Source organism: Bradyrhizobium sp. ISRA442, from assembly GCF_038085055.1.
Lineage (GTDB): Bacteria > Pseudomonadota > Alphaproteobacteria > Rhizobiales > Xanthobacteraceae > Bradyrhizobium.
Window position 1 is genome coordinate 1 of the sequence record NZ_JALGCN010000043.1, and the last position, 19,833, is coordinate 19,833.

The window sequence follows — 19,833 nt, forward strand, 5'->3', positions numbered from 1 at the left end:
TTGGTCGAAGCCATCCCTCAGATCGGAGAACACGACACAACGATCGTCATGCATAACGACGGCGTGGTGCAGGGCCTGTACGAGGTCCCGTTCATGCAGGACGTGAAACGTTGGGGCGTGCTGACGATCGGCACCGGCCTCGGCAATGCCCGCTTCACCAACCGCAACGGCAAGGGCGAACGCTGAGCCTAACCCTCTTTCGGTGTAGGCCGACACAGCAAGAATATCGGAGATGGAGGAACGTCGCGCCCCGCCGCCTGTTTGCTTCAAGCATTGCGGAGCATAGGAGGAGCATCCATGCCTACGCAGATCGTTTTGGACCATAGCGGTGACACGCCGCACGCATTTGATGCGGCAAATCCGGAAGCATTGGCCAAGGCGGAGCAGCGCTTCAAGAAATTGACCGGCAAGGGATTCACTGCGGCAACGCGGACGAGGCCCGGCGAAGTTGCCATAGTGCGGGCGTTCGATCCGACAGTCCAGGAGACGTTATTCTACCCGCGTCTCGTCGGCGGCTAGGTGAGCGCTGGGCCATGATTCTGCTCGGTGCTCGACGCCGGGCGGGTTCGCGGCTGCAAACGCTCCGCGAGCTCTATGCCAGCGTCATCGGAGAAAACTCGCCAGAGGCCCGCGGCCGCCATCTGCTGCGCGCGTGGCTGTCACCGGCTCAACTCGCGCAGTTCGACGAATATCGGTATTTCGATGTGGTCGGCTGCGATACCGGCAAGCGGTACCGCATCAACTATGGGACGGCCGCGAACGTCCACGAGCTCGACGGGGCCGGAACGCCGAGGGTGGGTTGGTGCTTCGTGCCTTCAGCGCGCCTGGTGCCCGGCGACGTGATGCTCGCGCAGAAAATTGCGCTGGAAACCAACGAGAATGCCGCGCTCGCGGTGGCCAACGAGTTTCCGCCACGGATGCCGTTTAACTGATGATCATAGGGAGAAATGCCATGCTCGATTATCCGCGCCCGCCTTATCCCAGCCAACAGCAACCGATGCCCGGCTCGACGTCGGCGATGAAGCCACGTCCGGACCATGGCGAGGAGAGCTACAATGGATCGGGCCGTCTTGCAGGCAAGAAGGCCGTCATTACCGGAGGAGACAGCGGCATCGGGCGAGCGGTGGCAATTGCATATGCCCGTGAGGGGGCCGACGTGCTCATTTCTTATCTCGACGAACATCAAGATGCAGAGGAGGTGAAGGCTCTCGTCGAGCAGGAAGGCCGCAAGGTTCTTGTTTCCCGGAGACCTGCGAAAGCCAGATTACTGCCGCGCCGTCATCAAGCGTGCCGTCGATGAGCTCGGCGGGATCGATATCCTCGTCAACAATGCGGCCCACCAGGCCACGTTTAAGGATATCGCGGATATCAGTGATGACGAATGGCAGAGCACGTTCGAGGTCAACATCCATGCGATGTTCTATCTCGCCAAGGCGGCCGTTGCGCATATGAAGTCGGGGGCCGCCATCATCAACACCGCTTCGGTGAATGCCGACATGCCAAACCCCATCCTGCTGGCCTATGCGACCACCAAGGGTGCGATCCAGAATTTCACGGGCGGTCTTGCCCAGATGCTTGCCGAAAAGGGCATACGCGTTAATGCCGTCGCGCCGGGCCCGATCTGGACGCCGCTGATCCCGTCGACCATGCCGTCGGACACGGTAATGAACTTCGGCAAGCAGGTGCCGATGAAACGAGCCGGGCAGCCAGCTGAGCTCGCAACCGCCTATGTCATGCTGGCCGATCCGCTCTCGAGCTATACGTCTGGTGCGACCCTCGCTGTAACAGGCGGGAAACCTTTCATCTGATCGGAGGGCGACGAGACGGAAGCTTAGCGTGGCGTAGCATCCAGCGCGCCGGTGATGCGAAGCCCGCCATTGAAACCGACAACCGTCACGGACTGGTCTTCTAGCTTCCTGGTTTATCGGCTCACCATAAAATCCTGCCGGGCAGATTTTGAGCGCTTATGAAGAAGCCATCAGCGGATCGCCATCCATACTCCCGGCTACCCGGCGCCAAGCGCAGAGTAATTGCAGGACGCAGAACGGTACCTGACCGCCTCCGTTCAAGAGACGGTTCGCCCAATAGTTTCCCGCAACATGGTCGGTATAATTTGTTCGACTGATTGCGGCGGGATTTCAAGCTCGGAAAAACCTGGCATCCCCACCGACGCTACGTTGTCGATCTGCATCAACTCCACCTGATTCCGTGTGATGGGTGGCCGTGGAAACAGCTCCGAAAGCCATCCCGCTAGGTGCCAAGCAGCAAACGGCACGGGAACGAGCATGGGTCTGCGGCCGGCTGCGTGGGCGATGGTTCTGAGAAGCTCTTCGTATGTGTAGATGCGGGGACCGGCACATTCATACGTGATTGCATTCATTTCGGTCTTCAGAAGCGCTCTTGTGATCGCGTCGGCCACATCGTCAACATAGGCCGGCTGCAATCTCGTCAATCCGCGGCCGAACATCGGATAGATCGGATATTGGCGCAGCAGTTTGAGGATGGTGGTGAGAAACGCGTCATCCGGACCGAACATTACCGCCGGTCGAACCAGCGTGGCCTCAGAAAATATTGCGCGGACTGCCGCCTCGCCTTCGCCACGCTTGCGAATATAGAGGGACGGCGAAGTGACGTCAGAGCCGATTCCGGAAACGTGGATGAGCCGCTTGACGCCGGCTCGATGTGCTTGGCCCGCCAGTCGCCGGGCGGATTCCACATGCACGGCGTGAAACGTCTCCTGCCCATGTTCAACATAGAGACTGACCGCATTGATGGCGCCGTATACGCCATCAAGAGCAGCGGCGATCGACCCCTCGTCGTGTAGATCGACTTGCACAGATTGAAGGCGCGGGTCGTCATAACCAAAAAGCTGTCTGCCTCGTTCCGGATGTCGTGATGCGATCCGAACTGAAAACTCAGGCGCCTGGAGAAGGCATCGAACTACGCGGCGCCCGAGAAACCCGGTTCCACCGAACACCGTAACAAGGCGATGATTTGCGGCCGCCATGGCGCAACTCATGTCTGAAACTGTCTCAAGCAAGACACGGCCAGCGGAGAACGCCAGGCTCGCCGATCGTCTGTTCTAGCGACTGGACGTCTATAGGTCTGCGTATCTTTGGACCATCTCTCCTTCAAATTAGTTCGCTCGGCAGCGGCTTGGCGAGGGCTTTACAGGAGCGCGATGCGCAAGTTGCGGAACTGGACCGCGGAGCCCTCATGATGATTTTGCAGTCCAATATGACCGCGCGGCTCACGTGACGCATTTCCAAGCAAGGAGACGTGTTCGCTGTTAAGCCTGACCGCTAGCATTTGCCCGTGTGCGGTGATCTCAAATTCATTCCACTCGCCGACCGGCCTTGAGAGGCGACGGACGGCCGGAGCCAGCCGATAGATCGCCCCCGTCAGATGAAGTGCACTGCCGAGAACGTTGGCATCCGGATCAAGTCCCCGGTCGTCGATTTGCACTTCGTAGCCGCGCTCAATCGCTGGCTGCTGAGTGGTGCCCAGCGGCGGGGCTCGAAGGAATACTCCGGAATTGTCTTCCGGGCGCGCGATCCGCCACTCGATCGTAAGGACGAAGTCTTCGAAGGCTTCGTGCGCATACCAGAAAAGGCCAGGCCCGCCATAACTCTCGATGATGCCATCCGAGAGCTGGCGAAATCCGCCGAGCCCGGCCATACGCCAACCATCAAGATCGCATAGCGACGGCAGCATCCGTGTCAGCTCAGCCTACCGCGCTTGTCGCCGGAATTCCTACAACACGATCGCGGAGGTCGGTCACGCCTTCCTTTTGGGCGCAGTGGTCGCAATAGTAGGTGCCGTTCGTTTCCAAGCCGCGTCCGCGATGCGCGTTCCGCAATGCTTGCACGTCGGCGCCAAGGCATGAATTGCGCACTCAAAGCTGTCGTACGTGTGCGCCTGCCGTTCATCAGCACCTGAAAAGCTTTGTCATAGTCATTGCCGCAGGTTTCACATGTCGGCATTGTGCCTCCTTTACGCCGCACGGCGCTTGCGGGTTTGAGCAGCCTTCTTGGCTGACCTTGAACGTTCAGCGGCTGGGCGGCTGGCGACCGCTTTTCCGCCAAGACTGCCGCCCTTGCGGGACGATGAACGGTCTTCTTCGGTGTCTCTGCCGGACCCGCGCTTTTTGCCGCCGTGGGTTTCTTTGTTTACGGTCGCCCAGGCCCGTCGTTCGGCTTCCTTGTCAGGAACACCTCGGTTTTCGTAGCCTTCCTCAATGTGTTCGGCCTGTCGCTTTTGCTTGTCGGTGTAGCTTCGCTTGTCTCCGCGTGGCATTCACGGTCTCCCTTGATAAGTATCGCGTTCTCCTGCTCCTATTCGCCCGCCCTCTTGCGCAATCGCCTTGGTGAGGTCCTTGCGGCGCGTGAAGGGTTAGTGTGCTTGTTCTGACAGGGTCTGCACATAGGACGCCTGAGCGGTCATCGGCTCGTCCCTGACCGGGTCCTTTTGACTATTGGTAGCGCTTTCCTTGGTGCTCATGGCCGTCTTCTCGCGCAAAGAACGATGGAATTCACCAATTGTTCCTATTCCACCTTGGGCGAACCAGCCGCATCCATTTACGTGAATCTTAATCCTGCAAATGAAAGTCAGTATGGCGGCGTGGCTGAGGCCGATGTTTGCAACTGGGCTTGGCAATAACAGCCGGCTTTACCGTACGCCAACATTGGGTCAGACCGCACCCCCGATAACCTCTAGATGAACAAGAATTGCCCTATCTGCTTCGGCACCGGCTGGGTTTGTGAAAACATCCGCAGCTGGCTTGAACCCAAGATCCAATGGGCCGTCAGTACAGCGCGGGATGCCACGTAATTGTCAGCACGGAGGATGCGATCTTGGCGTCAGCTCATCGAGAGGCGAGCCTGCCCCTTAGCGACGCGAACGCCTCTTCGTTGCGCGCCGGTTGTAGGGTGAACGGTTGATGGGCTTCAGGGAAATCCCTTCGCGCTGCGCCTTGCTGCGGATAGCCGCGACGGGACGTTGAAGTTTGACGCTCATGACTCCGGCCGGCGTGTTGCCCTTCGCGAGCTGCTTGAGCATTTTCACATCTGCGCTCGACCACAGTTCACGCTTACGACGCTTGTATGAGGGATTTGCCTTGCGCGGGCCCTTCTTGCCGATCGGCGAGCCGGGCCGCTTCCATGATGCTCTTGCCATTAAAGTCCTCCTGTAAGTCGTTCTTGAACGAAGGAATCAGCAATTCGGTTCCGATGAACAGGAATCGTAGGATCGACGGGATGTTCTGTGCGCGTCCGACTGGCGTCGATGCGTCTTGTGCTGTCCGGTGGATTGGCGATTGCACAGCCTGCCAGGCCGGCGGACGACCTTAGCGCGCCGACCGGGCGTTCGGTGCCCGAAGACAAAGGTCAGTTGCAGCCGCAGGAATGGACAGGGCCTGCCGACACCGGTTCAGGTGGTGCGCCTCCCGAAAGTCCCCAAGGGCAAAGCCCGCCAGGGATGCAGCCGGCGCCGGACGGATCGATAAAGACCACGGTCGAGCCTCCCAAGTAGCCCTATGGAGCTATTGCGCGTCGGCGCGGGTAACGCTGGCGCGGCGCGAAGGCGAGGAACAAACGATTCACGTTGCCGTTTCAAAGGCCAGACAACGCAGCGCCTGCAGCCCCATGACGAACCTGAGCAAGCTCCCGACATGGGCCGACGAGAAAAACATCTACGCCGTGATCGAAGCGCGGAGCTGAAGGCCTTTACGCTTGCGAAGCCCCTAATGGTGGGGCTTCATCCCCTCGACACAAGCCGAAGATGGGGACGCGCTGGACGTCCTCATCATCCACGTATCCCAGACGTATCCGGGCGTCGTGCTCCGATGCCGGCCGATCGGAATCCTCGAAATCCTCCAGAAGTGCAAGGCAAGGAGGAGCGCAACGATCGCATCTTCGATAGCAAGCAGATTGGAACGTCGCGTGGATCCTTTTGGCGGAAGCTCTAGCCACCCGTCGCAATTGATAGCTGCTTGATGGCCTTTTCGGCGGCTCCGGCGCCGCGCCACCACAGGAATTCAAGCTCCTTGTCTTCGAGCGCGTTCGTCGGACGGAAGAACTGTTCGAGCTCCTCGACATTGCGCCGGAGCGCTCACCGTTGGAGAGCAATCTTGAAGACATCATGAATTTGCCGTCTCGCGCTGCCGATTTGTAGATTCCAACTCTAGCAACTCCTGCGGCCGAGGCGTCATTCTTTGCTCTTATCACGTGAGAACACGCCTCAATTGGGCGGCCGGCCCGTCACATCCTTGAACGAGTACTATTGATTCATCCAATTGGAAACGACCGGTAGATGTTCGCCTGGGCGCAGCCTGCAGACCATGTGACAAACTGCGCATTCGAGAAAACCAATGTCTGAGCCACGGTTCCTGCCAACGAGTTCTTCTTCACCGTATGGGAGGCGCCGATCGCGGCTGAGGAACAAAAGGCAACATCCGGCCGTAATTAGGGGTGAGCTGAGCAGAACCGAAACCGAGTCTTTGAGATATGCCGGGCCCATCCCGCCTGTGGACCTTGCCTGGAAGTAACATCGCGAGCTCTCTCTTGCCTGCGGTAGTCGCGAGCAATCTCTTCATCGGCCTGGCTCTTGTGGCCCTGCTGTATTTCGGGCGTGAGCTCTTCGTGCCGGTTGTCCTTGCGCTGCTGTTGAGCTTCGTGCTCGCTCCGGTCGTTCGGCTTTTTCGTCGCTTATATGCCGGCCACGTGGGCTCAGTTCTTGCTGCGGTGGCGCTCGCATTTCTGCTGATTTTCGGGCTCAGCGCCATTATGACCCAGCAGGTCGCACAACTCGCCGAGAACCTGCCCCGCTATCAGCTGACGATCAGCGATAAGATTCATTCGGTCCAAGACGTTGCGCTCAGTCCGGGAATCTTCAATCGGCTAAAGGATATGCTCGGAGATCTGCGCCAGGAAATCTCCAAGCCGCAGGAGCAAGGACGGAAGAATGCAAGTTCTCCTGAATCCGCCCCAACTGCTGCAGGAGAACCCCAGGCTAAGCCAATCCCAGTGGAAATCCAACAGCCGCCGCCTAAACCGTTCGATGTCGTGCAAACAATCGTCGGGCCGCTGTTGGCGCCTCTGGCGACGACGGGCATTGTTATCGTTTTCGTGATTTTTATGCTGCTTTTTCGTGAGGATCTACGGGGACGTTTTGTCCGACTAGCGGGCGCGCATGATTTGGGGCGCACGTCCGAAGCAATCGACGACGCCGGTCGGCGACTGAGCCGGTATTTCCTGACGCAAACCTGCATCAATGCAACGTTCGGGATTGTCATCGGGATCAGTCTTGCAGTGATCGGCATTCCCAACCCAGTGTTGTGGGGCATCTTCGCAGCTCTAATGCGCTTCGTTCCTTATATCGGCGCATTCATCGCCGCCGCAGTTCCTGCGGCGCTTGCCATAGCGGTTGATCCAGGGTGGTCCATGCTCTTATGGACGGTGGCATTGTTCGTGATCGTAGAACCGATCCTCAGCCAAATTGTGGAACCCATGCTGTATGGCCACAACACAGGGCTCTCGCCGGTAGCTGTCGTGGTGGCTGCAGCCTTCTGGACCTGGTTATGGGGGCCAATTGGACTTTTGCTTTCGACACCCCTGACTGTGTGTCTGGTGGTATTGGGCCGTCACGTCGAGCGATTGGAGTTCTTGGATGTGATCCTCGGTGACCAGCCGGCCCTCACGCCAGAACAGAATTTTTTTCAACGTATGTTGGCCGGCGATCCCGACGAGGCCGCGGACCAAGCCGAGAAGTTTATGAAGGAGAAATCCCTCTGCGCCTACTACGACGAGATTGCAATCCCTGGGTTACTGCTGGCGCGGGCCGACGCGCGACGCGGCGCTCTGGACCTGGAGCGCCTGCACCGGATTAAGGAAACTGTCGAGGGCGTTATCGACGATCTTTCCGATCACGATGACTGCGCTCCACCTGTCAAAAGCAACAAGGACCTCCATGACTCCAACACACTTGAAATCGAGGTGGTCGACAATCCCGATCTATCGCCGCCCGTTGTACCCACTGGAACGTCAAGATCCGATTGGCGAGAGAGAAAGCCTGTATTGTGCATCGGCGCGCGAGATCCCCTTGACGAAGCGACGGCGAACATGATTGCGCAACTTCTCGAAAAACATGGCATCGGCGCCCGCATCGAGCCTTCGACGGCTACCTCGGCTTCCAACATCTTTGGGCTTGATACAGCCAACATAGGGATGGTGTGCGTATCTTGCCTTGGAAGCGGAAGTCCGGTGCATCTACGCTTCCTTCTTCGGCGTCTGCGGCGCAAAATGCCACACGCCACGCTCCTTGTCGGCCTATGGAGGTCGACCAAAGACTCGGAGGATGAAGACAGTCTGGATGACGAGACGATCGGCGCGGATTTCTTTGCGAAGTCGCTCCGCAAGGCGGTAGAGCTTTGCATCGAAGCAGCACACCGCTCGACCGCCGCACCCGAAGGAGAAGCAAAACGAACCGAAGCTCACCGGTCTCGAGCACCGCGATCTGCAGGTAGGAGAAGGAGGCGCAATTAAGGACGCCTCTTACCCTCAACGCGCGTTCTCGCAAGAGCCGCAGCGAGCGGCCCTCCGGAGTTTTCTCGGCGCTGTGTCGCTGAGGAGAGCCCGGATGGCTCTCCATGCGCGAGCTTTCACGCGGGCGAGACGGCCCGAAGCCGAACATGGCGCAGACCGATCACCCGCCGACCAGACTGGGGAAGAACACGGTTTCCTCCGCGTTTGGATCGAACGACAGGATCTGCGAGACCTGACCCGGACCCGTTCGGACCGCCGCGGTGAAGCCGGCATTGGTGAGCTCGTAGAACCGCCGCTCCGCCTTCGCCAACTCTCGTTCGTCGCCCGGATCGAAAAGGTGACGGCTGTCGCCGGTACGGTCCATCACGATCTGGATTGCGATGATCGTCCTCCTCGGAATGCTGCTGGCCAAGGATCCGATCCAGTATCCGGCCGAAGTCGCGGAGTTTCAACTGAAGAAGATCGTCGGGAATGTTGGTGATCAGCCCAAAGGGCGACGCTCTTAATGACCCCGATCGCGGAGCCGACTTTGGCGGAAAAGTGAGAAACCGTCGCCGCGAGTTGCTGAGCCAGCGCGCCAGTCAGGACCGCATCGAAAATCTCACTGAGCGCTTCGTGGCGCCGAGGAGGTGAATTATGCCGGAAGACACAGTGAGCACTCCAAAGCCTCACGCTGGCGAACGCGTCACCACTGCGCTCTTGTGCGCAGTCCTCGACGGGGTCTGCGAGAACTCAATCGCGGTGCTGGAGCCGACGACGGTCGCCATCACCCGGTTCTCGCAGCGGCCGCATTCGGCCGCGCGAGGAGAAAGCCGATGTAGAAGAATGACACTGGAAATCCTAGGAAGATAAACCCATGAACGTCGTGGCGACCATGCGGACGATGCAAACGGCCATCGCGGCTGTCGAAGCCCAGCCAAACCAGTAGAGTGGGCCGGTCACGACCAGCTCGCCCATGACTTTGGGCCGTCGCACCAGCACCATCAGAATGACCATCACAGGTGCTGCGAGGACGCCGTTGACGACCGCACTCCAGTAGAGCGCTTTGATCGGATCAATCGGGGTGAAGTTCAGACCTATGACACATAGACCGGGGAGGCTGAGCACCGCATAGAACGCAATTGCTTTCGTGGGCTTATGCGATAGAACTTCCTTCCAGCGGCGCCCTTCGCCGATGGCGTAGGCGGTCGATCCCCGCAAGGACAGGGATGGCGAGTAGTCCGGTGCCAATGATCCCCAGCGCGAACATATCGCGCCGAACAGCACTACAGGCGATACTGGGCCCACCGATGAGAAGCTTCAGACTGTCCGCCATTGCGCCCAGGTCGGCGGCGAAGTTGACGGTCTTGGCGACGAAAAGCAGGAGCACCAAGCTCCAGATGTAGAAGGGACCGAAGTTGCGGCTGACATTGCCAGCGATTCCGTGACCGGTCACGCGTCCGATGCGTGCCGAAATCTCCTGATCGAGAGGCGCGGACTGAGTAGTATCAAGCTAAGTTCCAAAACCGCCTGCCGTCTATTCGTGAACCCCTGTATCACCGGCAATGGAAATCCCGGACGCCGCTGGCTAGGAAGCAACAGCGCGCTCTCGTCCGACAATCGGACCGACCGATGCACCGTAGCGATCAAGCCCTCATGCGTTCGATGAACGCTTATCCGAAAAAGCGAGGCTGAAGGAGCGACCGAGGAAGACGAGCCAAGAACAACAACGAATTGATCGAGCAAAAACCGCGGCAGATCGAAACCGCGTTTCGGATAACCAGGTGGATTGGATCGGGCGTATGCAGTTGCCAAAGTAAGCCGGTCTCGGCGTCTCGGGCACTAAACAGCGGCTCGAAGTCCCCGCTGGTTGGGGTTATCGATCGTGCGCGAGCCCGATGGTATCAGCCATCGTGGCTTGCCGAGCCCCAAGGGGCTTGGGTTGGCCCGTTGTCGTGTCTCGCGCCGTCTGATGCTCCATCTCGGCATCGATTTCAGCGCCGACCAGAATCACGATCGCCGAGAGCCAGATCCACATCATGAAGCCGATCACGGCGCCGAGCGATCCATAAGTCTTGTTGAAGCTCCCGAAATTCTCCGCGTACCACGAGAACAGGACCGACGCGACGAGCCAACCGAGCGCGGCGAACGCGCTTCCCCAGGTGATCCAGCGCCATTTCGGCCTCTCGCGAGAAGCCCCGTATCGATAGACGAACGCCAGTCCCAGCGCGACCACGGCGAACAGAGCTGGCCACCTACAGACCCGCACCAGCAACTCGGTCAGATCCGACAAGCCCAGATATTTGAGCGCCGGCGGGAGCGCGACCATCGCGCCAATCGCGGTCAGCGCGAAGGCGATCCCCGCGACGGTGAAGGAGAGCGAGATGACATTGAGCTTGACGAAACTGCGCTTTTCGCGTTCGGCGTAGACGATGTTGAGCGTATCGAAGATTGATTTGATGGCCGCGTTAGCACTCCACAGGGAAACGGCCAAGCCGACGATGAACGTAACGCCGAGCGTGCTGCCGCGCTGGGAAGCTACTCGCATCAACTGATCACGGGCGACGTCGATGGCGCCTCCCGGCAGGAGACCCGATAATTGCTCCAGATGCCCCGTCAGCGTGCCAGGATCTGCGAACACTCCGTAGATGGCGACGAGAGCGGCAATCGCTGGGAAGATCGCGAGCAGAGTGTAGAAAGTGATTCCGGCAGCCAGAGCCACGACGCGGTGCTCAGAGATGTTCTGATAGACCCGCAGTAAGATGTCGTTCCAGCCACGCGCCGGAATCTCGGAGGGCGTGGTCGCCAGACGTCCGCGGCCTTCATCCGATTTTGGCTCTCTGGTCTTGACTTCGGCCGTCGGCCCCGAGAATTTCCGCGGACGAAAGCCAGCGGCGAGTAGAGTTAGCGTGGCGGCGGCGGCCCACAGTGGGTCGCGCTGGCCGCTCTGCTCAGAGCGGTGCATTGTCAGCGGTCCACGGCTGTCCTCGCGTCTCACGTTCGGACGTCTCTGAGCGAGGCACCAAGGTGGCGTCGTTAGCGGTCGCCTCTTGAGCCGCGCCTTCCTCTTTGGCCGCTTGATGCAAGGTCTCGTCCGCCGCCGCATCGAGCGCGCGCTCGCCAACCTTCTTGGCATCCTCGACCTGGTCCGATGCCAGATCCTGGGCGCGTTCCTTGAGGCTGTCGCTTGTCTCTCCCATGAGACGATTTTCAGCTTCAGTCGCCGGCAGCAAAGCTCCCACCAGCGCCCCGACCGCGATCCCCAGCCCGGTCAGGAGCATTGGCTGTTCGCGGCAGAAGTCGAGGAAAGTGTTGCCCGTCTGCAGCGTTCGTTGCCCGGCGACTTTGGTTGATTTCGTAATCGAAGATGCCGTCCGCCGCGCTGTGTCCGTGAGTGCCTCATAGCTGGCCGCTGTACTCCGTTGTACGGAATCCTTCGCCGACCCAGCCGTGTCCCGCACTGCTTCGCCGGTCTCGGAGGCGGTCTTCTGAGCGGAATCCGTCATTGAACCTGCCGTGTCACGCAGCCGGTCTCCCGCCTGGGAGACCGCTCGTTTGGCATCCTCCACGGTCGAGCTCATGCTTTCGGCGGTATCGCTTCCGACCCTAGAGGCCTGATCGCTCCATTCCCTGCTTTTATCTGCCGCCGCCTTGCCGACCTGATCGGCCGCGTCACGCATGCTCTCAGCGGTATCGCTGGCGTCGTCGCGAAGACGCTCGCCCGCGCGGCGAATGCCCCCCTCGGTTGACCTGCCACTCAGCATCAGCCAGGCCAGGCTTGCTCCCATAAGGGCAAGCGGCATCGGATTGCGGACGGCCTGGTCCTTCAGATTGCGGGCGAACGCCGCGGCGGCACCTTCGCTCATCCTGTTTGCCAATTGATCGACGACGTGCCCGGGCGTCACGCAGGCGCGCAATTCGTCCAGCGTGCTCGCAATCTGCGCACGTGTCTGTTCGGCCTCTCGTTCAAGCTGCTCGGCGTGACTCATGGTCCTGGCTCACTTGTTCCTTCGCCACCGAGGCGTCCCGCTGGAGCTGGTGGATGGTTTTGCTGGGCTTGATGTTTTCGATCTTGAGGTGGCTGACGCCGACCAGAAGAAGGATGATTCCGACTATCAGGACGACCCCGCCGACCAGCAGCGCTGACCAGTAGTTGGCCATCCCGTAGCGCTCCGTGAGAGCCGCAACGCCAGCCTGGAGCAGGATGACGAGAGCGGGTATCAGCAGCACCGCGCCGCCGACGATCAATCCGAGGCCTCTGCCGATGCCGGCCATATTCTCGGAGACCTCCACGCGCGCAAGCTGCGCTTCCTTGCGCAAGAGAACTGTGAGTTGGGAGAAGAGATCACTGATGATCTCGGGCACGGAGCGTGGCTGTGTGGGGGTCATGGCGTGCTTTCCCCGCGCTTTTTGTCCGGAGAACTCTTGAGAAACCGGGAGATCGCAAATCCGGCGAGTGCCGCGCCTCCGAAGAGGGCCAGCGGCTCCTTGCGTCCGAGATCGTTGAATGTGCTCATAAGGTCCCGCAGGCTGCGATCGCGAAGCGCATCCGCTCCTTCTTCGATACGGGAAGCGGCCGCGTGCGCGAATTCGGCGGCCTTGGGCATTTGCTGTTGAAGTTCGTCCGCGGCCCCGTGGACGGCCTGCGCCACTTGGTCGATCTGGTTTGCACCGGCCTGTTTTTGCCGCTCTGCTAGTCGTTCTGTTTTTTCTTCTGCTTGGGTGATCGGGTCTTGCATGTTCGAGAAATCCCTCTTACGCAGTCGCACCTTGGCGGCACGGCTCCGGTCGCATGGTCCCATTTCCGCTTCCGCAGAATCCAACATGATTGGACGATCGATGTTCCTGGATCGAAGGAAAACGGCTAGAAATCGTACGTAACTCACAGCCTGAGGGCGTACGGAAGTGATGCCGGTGCCGGATGGTCCGGCCACCGTGCCATCGATTGGGCCTCGCTGCGAAAGTAGCGGATTGGCATCGGTGCGGAGCGCAACAGTTTGAATCAGAGGCAATGCCGGTCGGCGTCAACGTCGACCGGTCTAGCAGATCCGAAGCCGCGGTTTCGCCGGCCGTCATAACGCGCACCTTGCGCCCAAACCGAACGGCATGGCGAAATCGGACATCCGCAACGGAATGCCCTCCATCGAACTTATCGCGTGAGGAATTCGAGCATCGATTTAAGACCAGTTCGTCGATCCGATATTTGCTCCGTTGGGGCGCGGGCTGATGCCGTCGTCGCTGCGACGTGGGACGTCTATAGCCATTCGCGCAAGGCGCGGAGCAGGCTTTGCTGATCCAGACTATGGCATCGCGGTCGGGTGGCTTGCGGCGCGCGAGGCCGACCTGGAAGCATAGCGCCCGCGTCCGTACTACGGGTTGGTCCCCGAGGCGCTATCGGGCCACTCAGACCTATCGAGATGGGGTGGCTCATGCCTCATACGGCGCACCGCCCTTATTGCCGCTGCACCGATCCCGCGCGCTTCATTTTGGCCACCGAAGCCACGAGCCGCCATTCCTGTCAGCCCAGCGTTCGGGCCTGAGTAATCGAACATTCTGGAATTCGGTCATCGCAGCACGATTGCTTCGTCGGTCTTGGAGCCGAACCGAGTGAAGAGCTTCGATCGCCGCAAATTCCTGGAGGCTTCGGTGCTGCTGCCGCTGACGGCCGCTTTCCGCACCGCAGCAACGTGCCGCAACAACTCCGGCGGAGGTGCCCTTCAGCGCTTCCTATATGTGCGAGAGCTCGCACGCAATCTGTCCGCGAAGTCCTTCGAAGCAGCCGACGAGAAATTGCCGGACGGTACTGATCGCAATCGATGTCTTCAGCCACGCTCAATCCGCTTCCAGCCAGAGCGTGCCCTCTAGCGCAGCGAGAAACTGCCGTTCGAGCGCAGTTCTTCCACCGCGGTTTCTTCTACAAGAAAAAGGTCGTGCTCTATGAGGGGCGCCAACTGACGTGCGTTCCGATCCGGTACCGGCGCGACGATTTCAGGTTTGGGGAAAAGATCGGCCAGGTTGCCGACGCAAATCTGGGCTTTGCCGGTTTTCGCATTCACGCGCCGCTCAACCGGCCAGGCTACTACGATGAGGTCTGCGTATTTCTCGGCGCCAGTTACTTCCGCGCCGTGGCCAGAAACGAGATCTACGGCCTGTCGCGCGAGCCTTTAAACGGTGGCCGAGCCTCTGGTTCGAGCCGATCGGAGACTGAGGAGAGGGCGGTGTCATGCTCTTCGAGATCCCGAGCAAAGAAGAGATTCACGACAACATCGCAGCGTTCTGGCGTCCGAAGCCGGCGCTGCCAAGGGCAGCGCACGTTCAATCCTTTCCTGCCAGGACGCATCGTCCTGATCCAGCGCCTGATGAGTGCTGGCGCAAGGCTCCATGTAACCGATACGGCCCGTCGGCCGATGCGGCCCGCAGATCTTAGCGACATATTGGTCACGAGCGGCGCCTCGTCTCCGCGCCGACGCTGTCGCCGCGAACATTGAACCCGAAACGTCGCCCGGCCCGATGCCGCGGAATAGGGATCGGCGAGCTTGACCAACCGCCAATTTTTCGATCTCGCCGGGGCGAGCGCTGTGCGCAGAGACATTGATGACGAGAATGGGCTGTATTTCGCTGCATCGTCGTGGCGGCGCTGCCCCGCTAGAATGGCCTCGCGCGCGGTCAACCCATCAACCTAGATTTCGTAATCGGGATCGGCGAATTCGGGGACGGTCACGGATGAACGTTGTGTGACATATAGCGTTATCAACATTACAGCCGGAGATCGGGTTTCAGGCTCGGATGGGAGGAGCTCGACATCGATGTCGGAAGAGCTGGATCGCAAGGTCAAAACGGCACTCGACGAAACTCGCCTGCTCATTCTTGGCATCCAGGTTCTGCTCGGAGTTCAGTTCCAGGCCTTCTTCCAGAACGGCTTTCCGCAGCTATCGTCAACCTCGAAAGCCATTTGCGCCGCAGGTCTTGCAATGCAGACCTTATCGCTAGGACTGCTGATTATCCCATCCATGGAGCATCGGTTCGTAGAAAAGGGTTCATCGTCGAAACGGCTCGTTCGCGCGACATCATTCTACGCGACCTCCGGGCTGATGCCGTTTTCGCTCAGCCTCGGTCTTGCCGGCTATGTGGTGCTCGAGCAGCATTTTGGCTGGCTCACCGGTATCATGTGCGGCGCTGCGCTGACGCTGATCTCGGCGTTCGCCTGGTTCGGGTTAGAGATGTTGCATCAGGAGAAGGTCGCCATGCCAGAGGTGAAAGCGAATACACCGCTCGCCACCAAGGTCGAGCAGGTCCTGACCGAAGCACGGGTCATCATCCCCGGGGCACAGGCGCTGTTCGGGTTTCAGTTCATTGCCATGCTAACCGCAGGATTTGCCGAGCTTCCGCAGGGCGCAAAGATCGTGCACGCGATCGCGCTCGGCTTTGTCGCTCTCAACGTCATACTGTTGATGACGCCGGCGGCGTTGCATCGCCTCTCCTTCGACGGCGCGGACTCCGAAAGCTTTCTTCGCGCCGCATCAGCTTTCGTGGCGACGGCACCATTGTTCCTGGCGGCCGGCATCGCCGCGGAAAGCTATGTCGTGCTCGGCAAGATCACCGAGGACAAGTTCGCCAGCGTAGCTTATGCGGCGGCGAGCTTCGCCGTGTTGATCGGCTTCTGGTACGCCCTACCCCTGGCGGTGCGATGGACCGGCGCGATGCGGAAGACTTGATGCTTCCAGTTCTTGTCCATCGCCTGGAACCATCACGAGGGGATGCTCCAGCGTGCGCAACCTCTTACCGGCCCATTCCTTCGTTGTCACCTTACGTCGCGCTCGAACAGCGATGGCGCGTCATTGTGCAAAGTGGAGGTGAGGGCGATGGCCAACGCCGTCACTAGGGTCGATGTGTTCATGGGCTTGTCTCTTGTCGCGATCAGGCAATCGCCAAACAGCAGGCTGGCAGGTTCGAAACGCTGGAACGATCGCCGCTCATTCAAGGTTTATTGTTCGTCGAAGGAGTGTTGCTGATGGCACTGTATCGGGTGCAGCCGACCCGGGCAGACATTGAAATCGCACATGCCGTCTCGGAACACACCAACCCAAAGGCCGAAGCGGTTGCGCAAGCCCTCACTTATGGCGCCGACGAACATGTCCTCTGTGCGCTTGCGACAGGTTGGTGGCTGTATTGTCGAACCAAGGACTCGCGCACCCGCAGCGACAGCGACCACATCCTGCTGGTCACCATTTCCGCGACCATCATTCCCCATCTGTTGAAAACCATCTTCGATCAGGAACGGCCCGATCGCGTGATGGTCCGCGGCCACCTTCACGGCGTGCCGGTCTCCGGCAAGCGCTTGGATGCTTTTCCCTCCGGCCACGCCGTCCACGTCGGTGCTTTGGCCTCGGCTGCGACCGTGCTGCCGCCTGCCAAACGCAATCTGGTCTGGGCAGGTGGCGTCGGACTTGTGCTTACGCGCGTCGTACTGCTCGCACATTGGATGAGCGACGTCGTGACCGGCCTTGCCATCGGCGCGCTCACCGAACGATTGCTGCGGTTCTGGACCGGCTACGGCGCAGGCCGCCAAACCCAGCAGCATCGCTTTAGATTACCGCAACAGGCGCAGTTCAAGTAGCGCCGACCGCTACGTCTCCCGCAGCCAGCATCTCGCGGATCCTCCTTTGAGGGCGCGCTTGGTGAAAGGATACCCCTGCGCAGCTGTAACATCTGCACGGTGTCGCGCCTCCTTCTCGGCCTGGAACGCACGAATCATCTTTTTCGCTCAGGCCTTGCTTCCTCGGCGCCATCCGGCCGATGCCGCGTTTTCGCATCTTTGGAGATCGTGAGACCATGATGCTCACGCGGAATCGCTCGACCTGCTCATGGTCTTCTACTTGTCGATATCACTGCGCTTCAGCAGATAGTCCAAGCCTCCGACACGGAACCAGCGGTAGCCGTAGGGTTCGAGGACGAGCCGGTGACGCCCGTGCCCATCGGCTTGGCTGTGGTCCTCGGCCAGAAGATTGACCAAGAGTTTTCCGGTGTGGCGGGCAAGCCCGGTCGAAAAAGAGATTTCGCGCGGTGTCTCGTCGAGGTTATGCACGAATAGCACCGAGTTGTTGCGCCAGTCATAGCGGATCACCAGCACGGAAGAATCGCGCGTCGCGATCACCTTGAAATCGCCCCAACCGACCTCTGGGACTTCCTTGCGCATCCGGATGATGCGCTCCATCCAGTTCAGCATCGAGTTGGGGTCGCGGCGTTGCTTGGCGGCATTGACGTGCCCGTAGCCGTAGGGGCCAGTATCGATGACAGGCACGCACGGCCGGTCGCTTTCGGTGAAGCCGGCATGTGGTTCGGTCGACCATTGCATCGGGGTGCGGGCGCAGCCGCGCTGAGGCAGGTCGAGATTGTCTCCCATCGCGAGCTCGTCGCCGTAGCGGATCACCGGCGTCCCCGGCAGCGTGCACATCAGGCTGTAGGCAAGCTCCAGCCTCCGCCGGTCGCCGCCGAGCATTGGCGCGAGCCGGCGCCGGATGCCGCGGTCGTAAAGCTGCATGCTCTTGTCGGGGCCGAACGCCTTGAACACGGCGTCGCGCTGCGCTTTGGTCAGCCGTCCCAGATCGAGTTCGTCATGGTTGCGCAGGAACAGCCCCCATTGCGCGGTCGCGGGCCGAGGCTTGGTCGCAGCCAGCGCCTTAGCCAGCGGGCCGCTATCCGCGGACGCCAGTGCGTAGAATAGATGCTGGTTGACGTGAAAATTGAACATCATGTGCATGCGGTCGCCGTCGCGTCCGAAATATTCCATGTCGGTTTTCGGCAGCACATTGGCTTCCGCAAGGATGATGGCGTTTCCCTGCCGCCATTGCAGGAATTCGCGGAACGCGCGCAGCATGTCATACTGCTCGACGGGTTTTCGCACCTTTGGTCCTTTGGTCGCGATCACGAACGGAACGGCGTCCATGCGGAAGCCGGAGACGCCAAGCTGAATCCAGAAGCCCATGATCTTTAGGATCTCGGCCTGCACATACGGGTTCGAGGTGTTGAGATCGGGCTGGAAATCGTAGAAGCGGTGGAAGTACCAGGCGCCAGCTTCCTTATCGCGCGTCCAGGTTGATTTCTGCACGCCGGGAAACACCATGCCCTTGCCAGCATTTGCAGGTTTCTTGTCGGACCAGATGTACCAGTCGCGATAGGGCGAATGCTTGTGATGCCGCGCCTCGTGAAACCATGAATGTTGATCGGACGTGTGGTTGACAACAAGATCGATGATGACGCGGATGCCGCGTTGCCGGCAGCCATGGGTGAACTCGACGAAGTCGCCGAGCGTACCGTAGCGCGGATCGACGCCGTAGTAGTCCGAGATGTCGTAGCCGTCGTCTCGGCCGGGCGAAGGTTGGAATGGCATCAGCCAGATTGCGGTGATGCCTAGCCCGTGCAGATAATCTAGCCGTCGCAACAGACCCTTGAAATCGCCGACGCCGTCGCCATTGGCATCCATATAGGTGCCGACGGAAAGGCAATAGAAAACGCCGTTCTTGTACCAGAGGTCGTCGATCATGGTGAGTAGCTCTCATCGGCTCGTGGCGCTCAAGAATAAGCGGAAAAAGGAAGATAGGGTTCCGGGCCATGGCGGCCGCCGACTGAGACGGCCTTATGGCCGGCTGCAAATCTGGAAAAGCCAATCCACTTGACGATGTCTAAGAGGGTTGCGCTTTGCTAGGATTATTGCTTCGGGAGTCCCAGCCTCCGCCCGGCGAGCCAGGCCACGCTCTGGTGGGGCCGCAGCGCGATAGGTCAAGCGGCGCGTTCTCAAAGCGAAGGAGCAACCTAGCCGAGGCCGCAAACAAGACCCGCGCCCTCGGCGCCGGCAGCTACGAAGTCCGCTATGAGACCAAGAAAGACCGGCTGCTCGCGCAGACAGCATGCCGGCAAACGGCGGGGGAATCGGCATTCACGCAATGCGAAAATCGAAACTTCGTTTCCTATTGAGATGATCTGATGCGCATTGCGCCCAGCGTGGCGGCGGCCCCCTTTGCCCGACGCCCGCGGCTTACGATCGAGTGGCTATTCCAACTTGCGAAAAGATCGGAGCTCTACACTTCGAGTGAGCCTGCGTGCGAAAGCGACCAGGAAAGCGGCACCTTTATCCGAGGGGGGAGGCTTTAGACCCAGTGAGCAGCCAGTCGGCCAGGCAAGACGTATTTTCATTCTGGGAGGCTTTCCTAAGCAGACTGTCTCGCTTGTGTCCTGGTGGATGGGTCTCGGCTTCGTCGCGCAACTGACGTGCTTCTTGGGCAAGCCGAGCCCTAAGTGAAGCTTTTGGTTTGAA

Annotated in this window: 17 protein-coding genes and 6 pseudogenes; 11 read left to right on the top strand and 12 right to left on the bottom strand. The window is 59.9% G+C overall.

Features of this window, described 5'->3' with window-relative positions; genetic code table 11:
* The 4 genes and pseudogenes from MTR72_RS39460 to MTR72_RS39475 all read left to right on the top strand — a co-directional run.
* Positions 1 to 186: pseudogene (locus MTR72_RS39460) on the top strand (ROK family protein); the annotation flags it as partial.
* A 111-nt stretch (positions 187 to 297) separates the two neighbouring features.
* On the top strand, positions 298 to 519 hold the full coding sequence (locus tag MTR72_RS39465; protein WP_280968565.1) for a hypothetical protein: 222 nt from the start codon (positions 298 to 300) through the stop codon (positions 517 to 519).
* Positions 520 to 533: 14 nt separating this feature from the next.
* Positions 534 to 932: a hypothetical protein gene (locus MTR72_RS39470; RefSeq protein ID WP_280968566.1), complete on the top strand. Its 399-nt coding sequence runs from the start codon at positions 534 to 536 to the stop codon at positions 930 to 932.
* Between the two features lie 20 nt (positions 933 to 952).
* Positions 953 to 1,808, top strand: a pseudogene (locus MTR72_RS39475) (SDR family oxidoreductase).
* A gap of 257 nt (positions 1,809 to 2,065) precedes the next feature.
* Here the strand turns inward: MTR72_RS39475 and MTR72_RS39480 are convergent.
* The 4 genes from MTR72_RS39480 to MTR72_RS39495 form a co-directional block, all read right to left on the bottom strand.
* Positions 2,066 to 3,007: a complex I NDUFA9 subunit family protein gene (locus MTR72_RS39480; protein ID WP_341512300.1), complete on the bottom strand. Its 942-nt coding sequence runs from the start codon at positions 3,005 to 3,007 to the stop codon at positions 2,066 to 2,068.
* A gap of 161 nt (positions 3,008 to 3,168) precedes the next feature.
* A complete protein-coding gene (locus MTR72_RS39485; RefSeq protein ID WP_280971320.1) occupies positions 3,169 to 3,714 on the bottom strand; it encodes a 3-keto-disaccharide hydrolase in 546 nt (181 codons plus the stop codon).
* Between the two features lie 279 nt (positions 3,715 to 3,993).
* A complete protein-coding gene (locus tag MTR72_RS39490; protein ID WP_280968570.1) occupies positions 3,994 to 4,296 on the bottom strand; it encodes a plasmid stabilization protein in 303 nt (100 codons plus the stop codon).
* 591 nt (positions 4,297 to 4,887) lie between these two features.
* On the bottom strand, positions 4,888 to 5,175 hold the full coding sequence (locus MTR72_RS39495; protein WP_280968571.1) for a hypothetical protein: 288 nt from the start codon (positions 5,173 to 5,175) through the stop codon (positions 4,888 to 4,890).
* A gap of 629 nt (positions 5,176 to 5,804) precedes the next feature.
* On the opposite strand from MTR72_RS39495, the gene MTR72_RS39500 reads away from it, so the two are divergent.
* Both MTR72_RS39500 and MTR72_RS39505 read left to right on the top strand, forming a co-directional pair.
* On the top strand, positions 5,805 to 5,993 hold the full coding sequence (locus tag MTR72_RS39500; protein WP_280970850.1) for a hypothetical protein: 189 nt from the start codon (positions 5,805 to 5,807) through the stop codon (positions 5,991 to 5,993).
* 567 nt (positions 5,994 to 6,560) lie between these two features.
* A complete protein-coding gene (locus tag MTR72_RS39505) occupies positions 6,561 to 8,540 on the top strand; it encodes an AI-2E family transporter (protein ID WP_341512301.1) in 1,980 nt (659 codons plus the stop codon).
* Between the two features lie 160 nt (positions 8,541 to 8,700).
* Here the strand turns inward: MTR72_RS39505 and MTR72_RS39510 are convergent, their stop codons facing one another.
* From MTR72_RS39510 to MTR72_RS39535, 7 genes and pseudogenes are all read right to left on the bottom strand, one after another.
* Positions 8,701 to 8,922: a hypothetical protein gene (locus MTR72_RS39510; protein WP_280970851.1), complete on the bottom strand. Its 222-nt coding sequence runs from the start codon at positions 8,920 to 8,922 to the stop codon at positions 8,701 to 8,703.
* A gap of 458 nt (positions 8,923 to 9,380) precedes the next feature.
* Positions 9,381 to 9,789: pseudogene (locus MTR72_RS39515) on the bottom strand (divalent metal cation transporter); the annotation flags it as partial.
* Between the two features lie 78 nt (positions 9,790 to 9,867).
* Positions 9,868 to 9,975 (bottom strand): annotated as a pseudogene (locus MTR72_RS40660) (hypothetical protein); the annotation flags it as partial.
* A 420-nt stretch (positions 9,976 to 10,395) separates the two neighbouring features.
* Positions 10,396 to 11,484, bottom strand: a complete 1,089-nt coding sequence (locus MTR72_RS39520; RefSeq protein ID WP_341512302.1) for a YihY/virulence factor BrkB family protein — start codon at positions 11,482 to 11,484, stop codon at positions 10,396 to 10,398.
* The gene (locus tag MTR72_RS39525; protein ID WP_280968574.1) at positions 11,471 to 12,508 is read right to left on the bottom strand and encodes a DUF3618 domain-containing protein; all 1,038 of its coding nucleotides are present in this window, start codon (positions 12,506 to 12,508) and stop codon (positions 11,471 to 11,473) included. Before MTR72_RS39525 ends, MTR72_RS39520 begins: the two co-directional genes overlap by 14 nt.
* Positions 12,486 to 12,908: a phage holin family protein gene (locus MTR72_RS39530; protein WP_280968575.1), complete on the bottom strand. Its 423-nt coding sequence runs from the start codon at positions 12,906 to 12,908 to the stop codon at positions 12,486 to 12,488. The genes MTR72_RS39525 and MTR72_RS39530 overlap by 23 nt, the downstream gene beginning before the upstream one ends.
* The gene (locus MTR72_RS39535) at positions 12,905 to 13,258 is read right to left on the bottom strand and encodes a hypothetical protein (protein ID WP_280968576.1); all 354 of its coding nucleotides are present in this window, start codon (positions 13,256 to 13,258) and stop codon (positions 12,905 to 12,907) included. Before MTR72_RS39535 ends, MTR72_RS39530 begins: the two co-directional genes overlap by 4 nt.
* Before the next feature lie 868 nt (positions 13,259 to 14,126).
* On the opposite strand from MTR72_RS39535, the gene MTR72_RS40665 reads away from it, so the two are divergent.
* The 5 genes and pseudogenes from MTR72_RS40665 to MTR72_RS39550 all read left to right on the top strand — a co-directional run bounded on the left by MTR72_RS40665 (position 14,127) and on the right by MTR72_RS39550 (position 17,136).
* Positions 14,127 to 14,384: a hypothetical protein gene (locus tag MTR72_RS40665; RefSeq protein ID WP_445819689.1), complete on the top strand. Its 258-nt coding sequence runs from the start codon at positions 14,127 to 14,129 to the stop codon at positions 14,382 to 14,384.
* Positions 14,336 to 14,614 (top strand): annotated as a pseudogene (locus tag MTR72_RS40670) (glucan biosynthesis protein); the annotation flags it as partial. The gene MTR72_RS40665 and the pseudogene MTR72_RS40670, both read left to right, overlap by 49 nt.
* A 125-nt stretch (positions 14,615 to 14,739) precedes the next feature.
* Positions 14,740 to 14,946, top strand: a pseudogene (locus MTR72_RS40675) (glucan biosynthesis protein); the annotation flags it as partial.
* A gap of 379 nt (positions 14,947 to 15,325) precedes the next feature.
* Positions 15,326 to 16,234, top strand: coding sequence for a DUF6328 family protein (locus MTR72_RS39545; RefSeq protein WP_280968577.1), 909 nt, complete (start codon positions 15,326 to 15,328; stop codon positions 16,232 to 16,234).
* Positions 16,235 to 16,530: 296 nt separating this feature from the next.
* Positions 16,531 to 17,136: a phosphatase PAP2 family protein gene (locus tag MTR72_RS39550; protein ID WP_341512303.1), complete on the top strand. Its 606-nt coding sequence runs from the start codon at positions 16,531 to 16,533 to the stop codon at positions 17,134 to 17,136.
* Positions 17,137 to 17,391: 255 nt separating this feature from the next.
* On the opposite strand, the gene MTR72_RS39555 is transcribed toward MTR72_RS39550, so the two are convergent.
* Positions 17,392 to 19,062: an alpha-amylase family protein gene (locus MTR72_RS39555; protein WP_280968578.1), complete on the bottom strand. Its 1,671-nt coding sequence runs from the start codon at positions 19,060 to 19,062 to the stop codon at positions 17,392 to 17,394.
* Between the last annotated feature and the right edge of the window lie 771 nt (positions 19,063 to 19,833).

Excerpts from the sequence above, each read along its gene's own strand:
- MTR72_RS39465 (WP_280968565.1), top strand. The coding sequence starts at position 298 with ATGCCTACGCAGATCGTTTTGGACCATAGCGGTGACACGCCGCACGCA.
- MTR72_RS39470 (WP_280968566.1), top strand. The coding sequence starts at position 534 with ATGATTCTGCTCGGTGCTCGACGCCGGGCGGGTTCGCGGCTGCAAACG.
- MTR72_RS39480 (WP_341512300.1), bottom strand. The coding sequence starts at position 3,007 with ATGGCGGCCGCAAATCATCGCCTTGTTACGGTGTTCGGTGGAACCGGG.
- MTR72_RS39485 (WP_280971320.1), bottom strand. The coding sequence starts at position 3,714 with ATGCTGCCGTCGCTATGCGATCTTGATGGTTGGCGTATGGCCGGGCTC.
- MTR72_RS39490 (WP_280968570.1), bottom strand. The coding sequence starts at position 4,296 with ATGCCACGCGGAGACAAGCGAAGCTACACCGACAAGCAAAAGCGACAG.
- MTR72_RS39495 (WP_280968571.1), bottom strand. The coding sequence starts at position 5,175 with ATGGCAAGAGCATCATGGAAGCGGCCCGGCTCGCCGATCGGCAAGAAG.
- MTR72_RS39520 (WP_341512302.1), bottom strand. The coding sequence starts at position 11,484 with ATGCACCGCTCTGAGCAGAGCGGCCAGCGCGACCCACTGTGGGCCGCC.
- MTR72_RS39525 (WP_280968574.1), bottom strand. The coding sequence starts at position 12,508 with ATGAGTCACGCCGAGCAGCTTGAACGAGAGGCCGAACAGACACGTGCG.
- MTR72_RS39530 (WP_280968575.1), bottom strand. The coding sequence starts at position 12,908 with ATGACCCCCACACAGCCACGCTCCGTGCCCGAGATCATCAGTGATCTC.
- MTR72_RS39535 (WP_280968576.1), bottom strand. The coding sequence starts at position 13,258 with ATGCAAGACCCGATCACCCAAGCAGAAGAAAAAACAGAACGACTAGCA.
- MTR72_RS39545 (WP_280968577.1), top strand. The coding sequence starts at position 15,326 with ATGTCGGAAGAGCTGGATCGCAAGGTCAAAACGGCACTCGACGAAACT.
- MTR72_RS39550 (WP_341512303.1), top strand. The coding sequence starts at position 16,531 with ATGGCACTGTATCGGGTGCAGCCGACCCGGGCAGACATTGAAATCGCA.
- MTR72_RS39555 (WP_280968578.1), bottom strand. The coding sequence starts at position 19,062 with ATGATCGACGACCTCTGGTACAAGAACGGCGTTTTCTATTGCCTTTCC.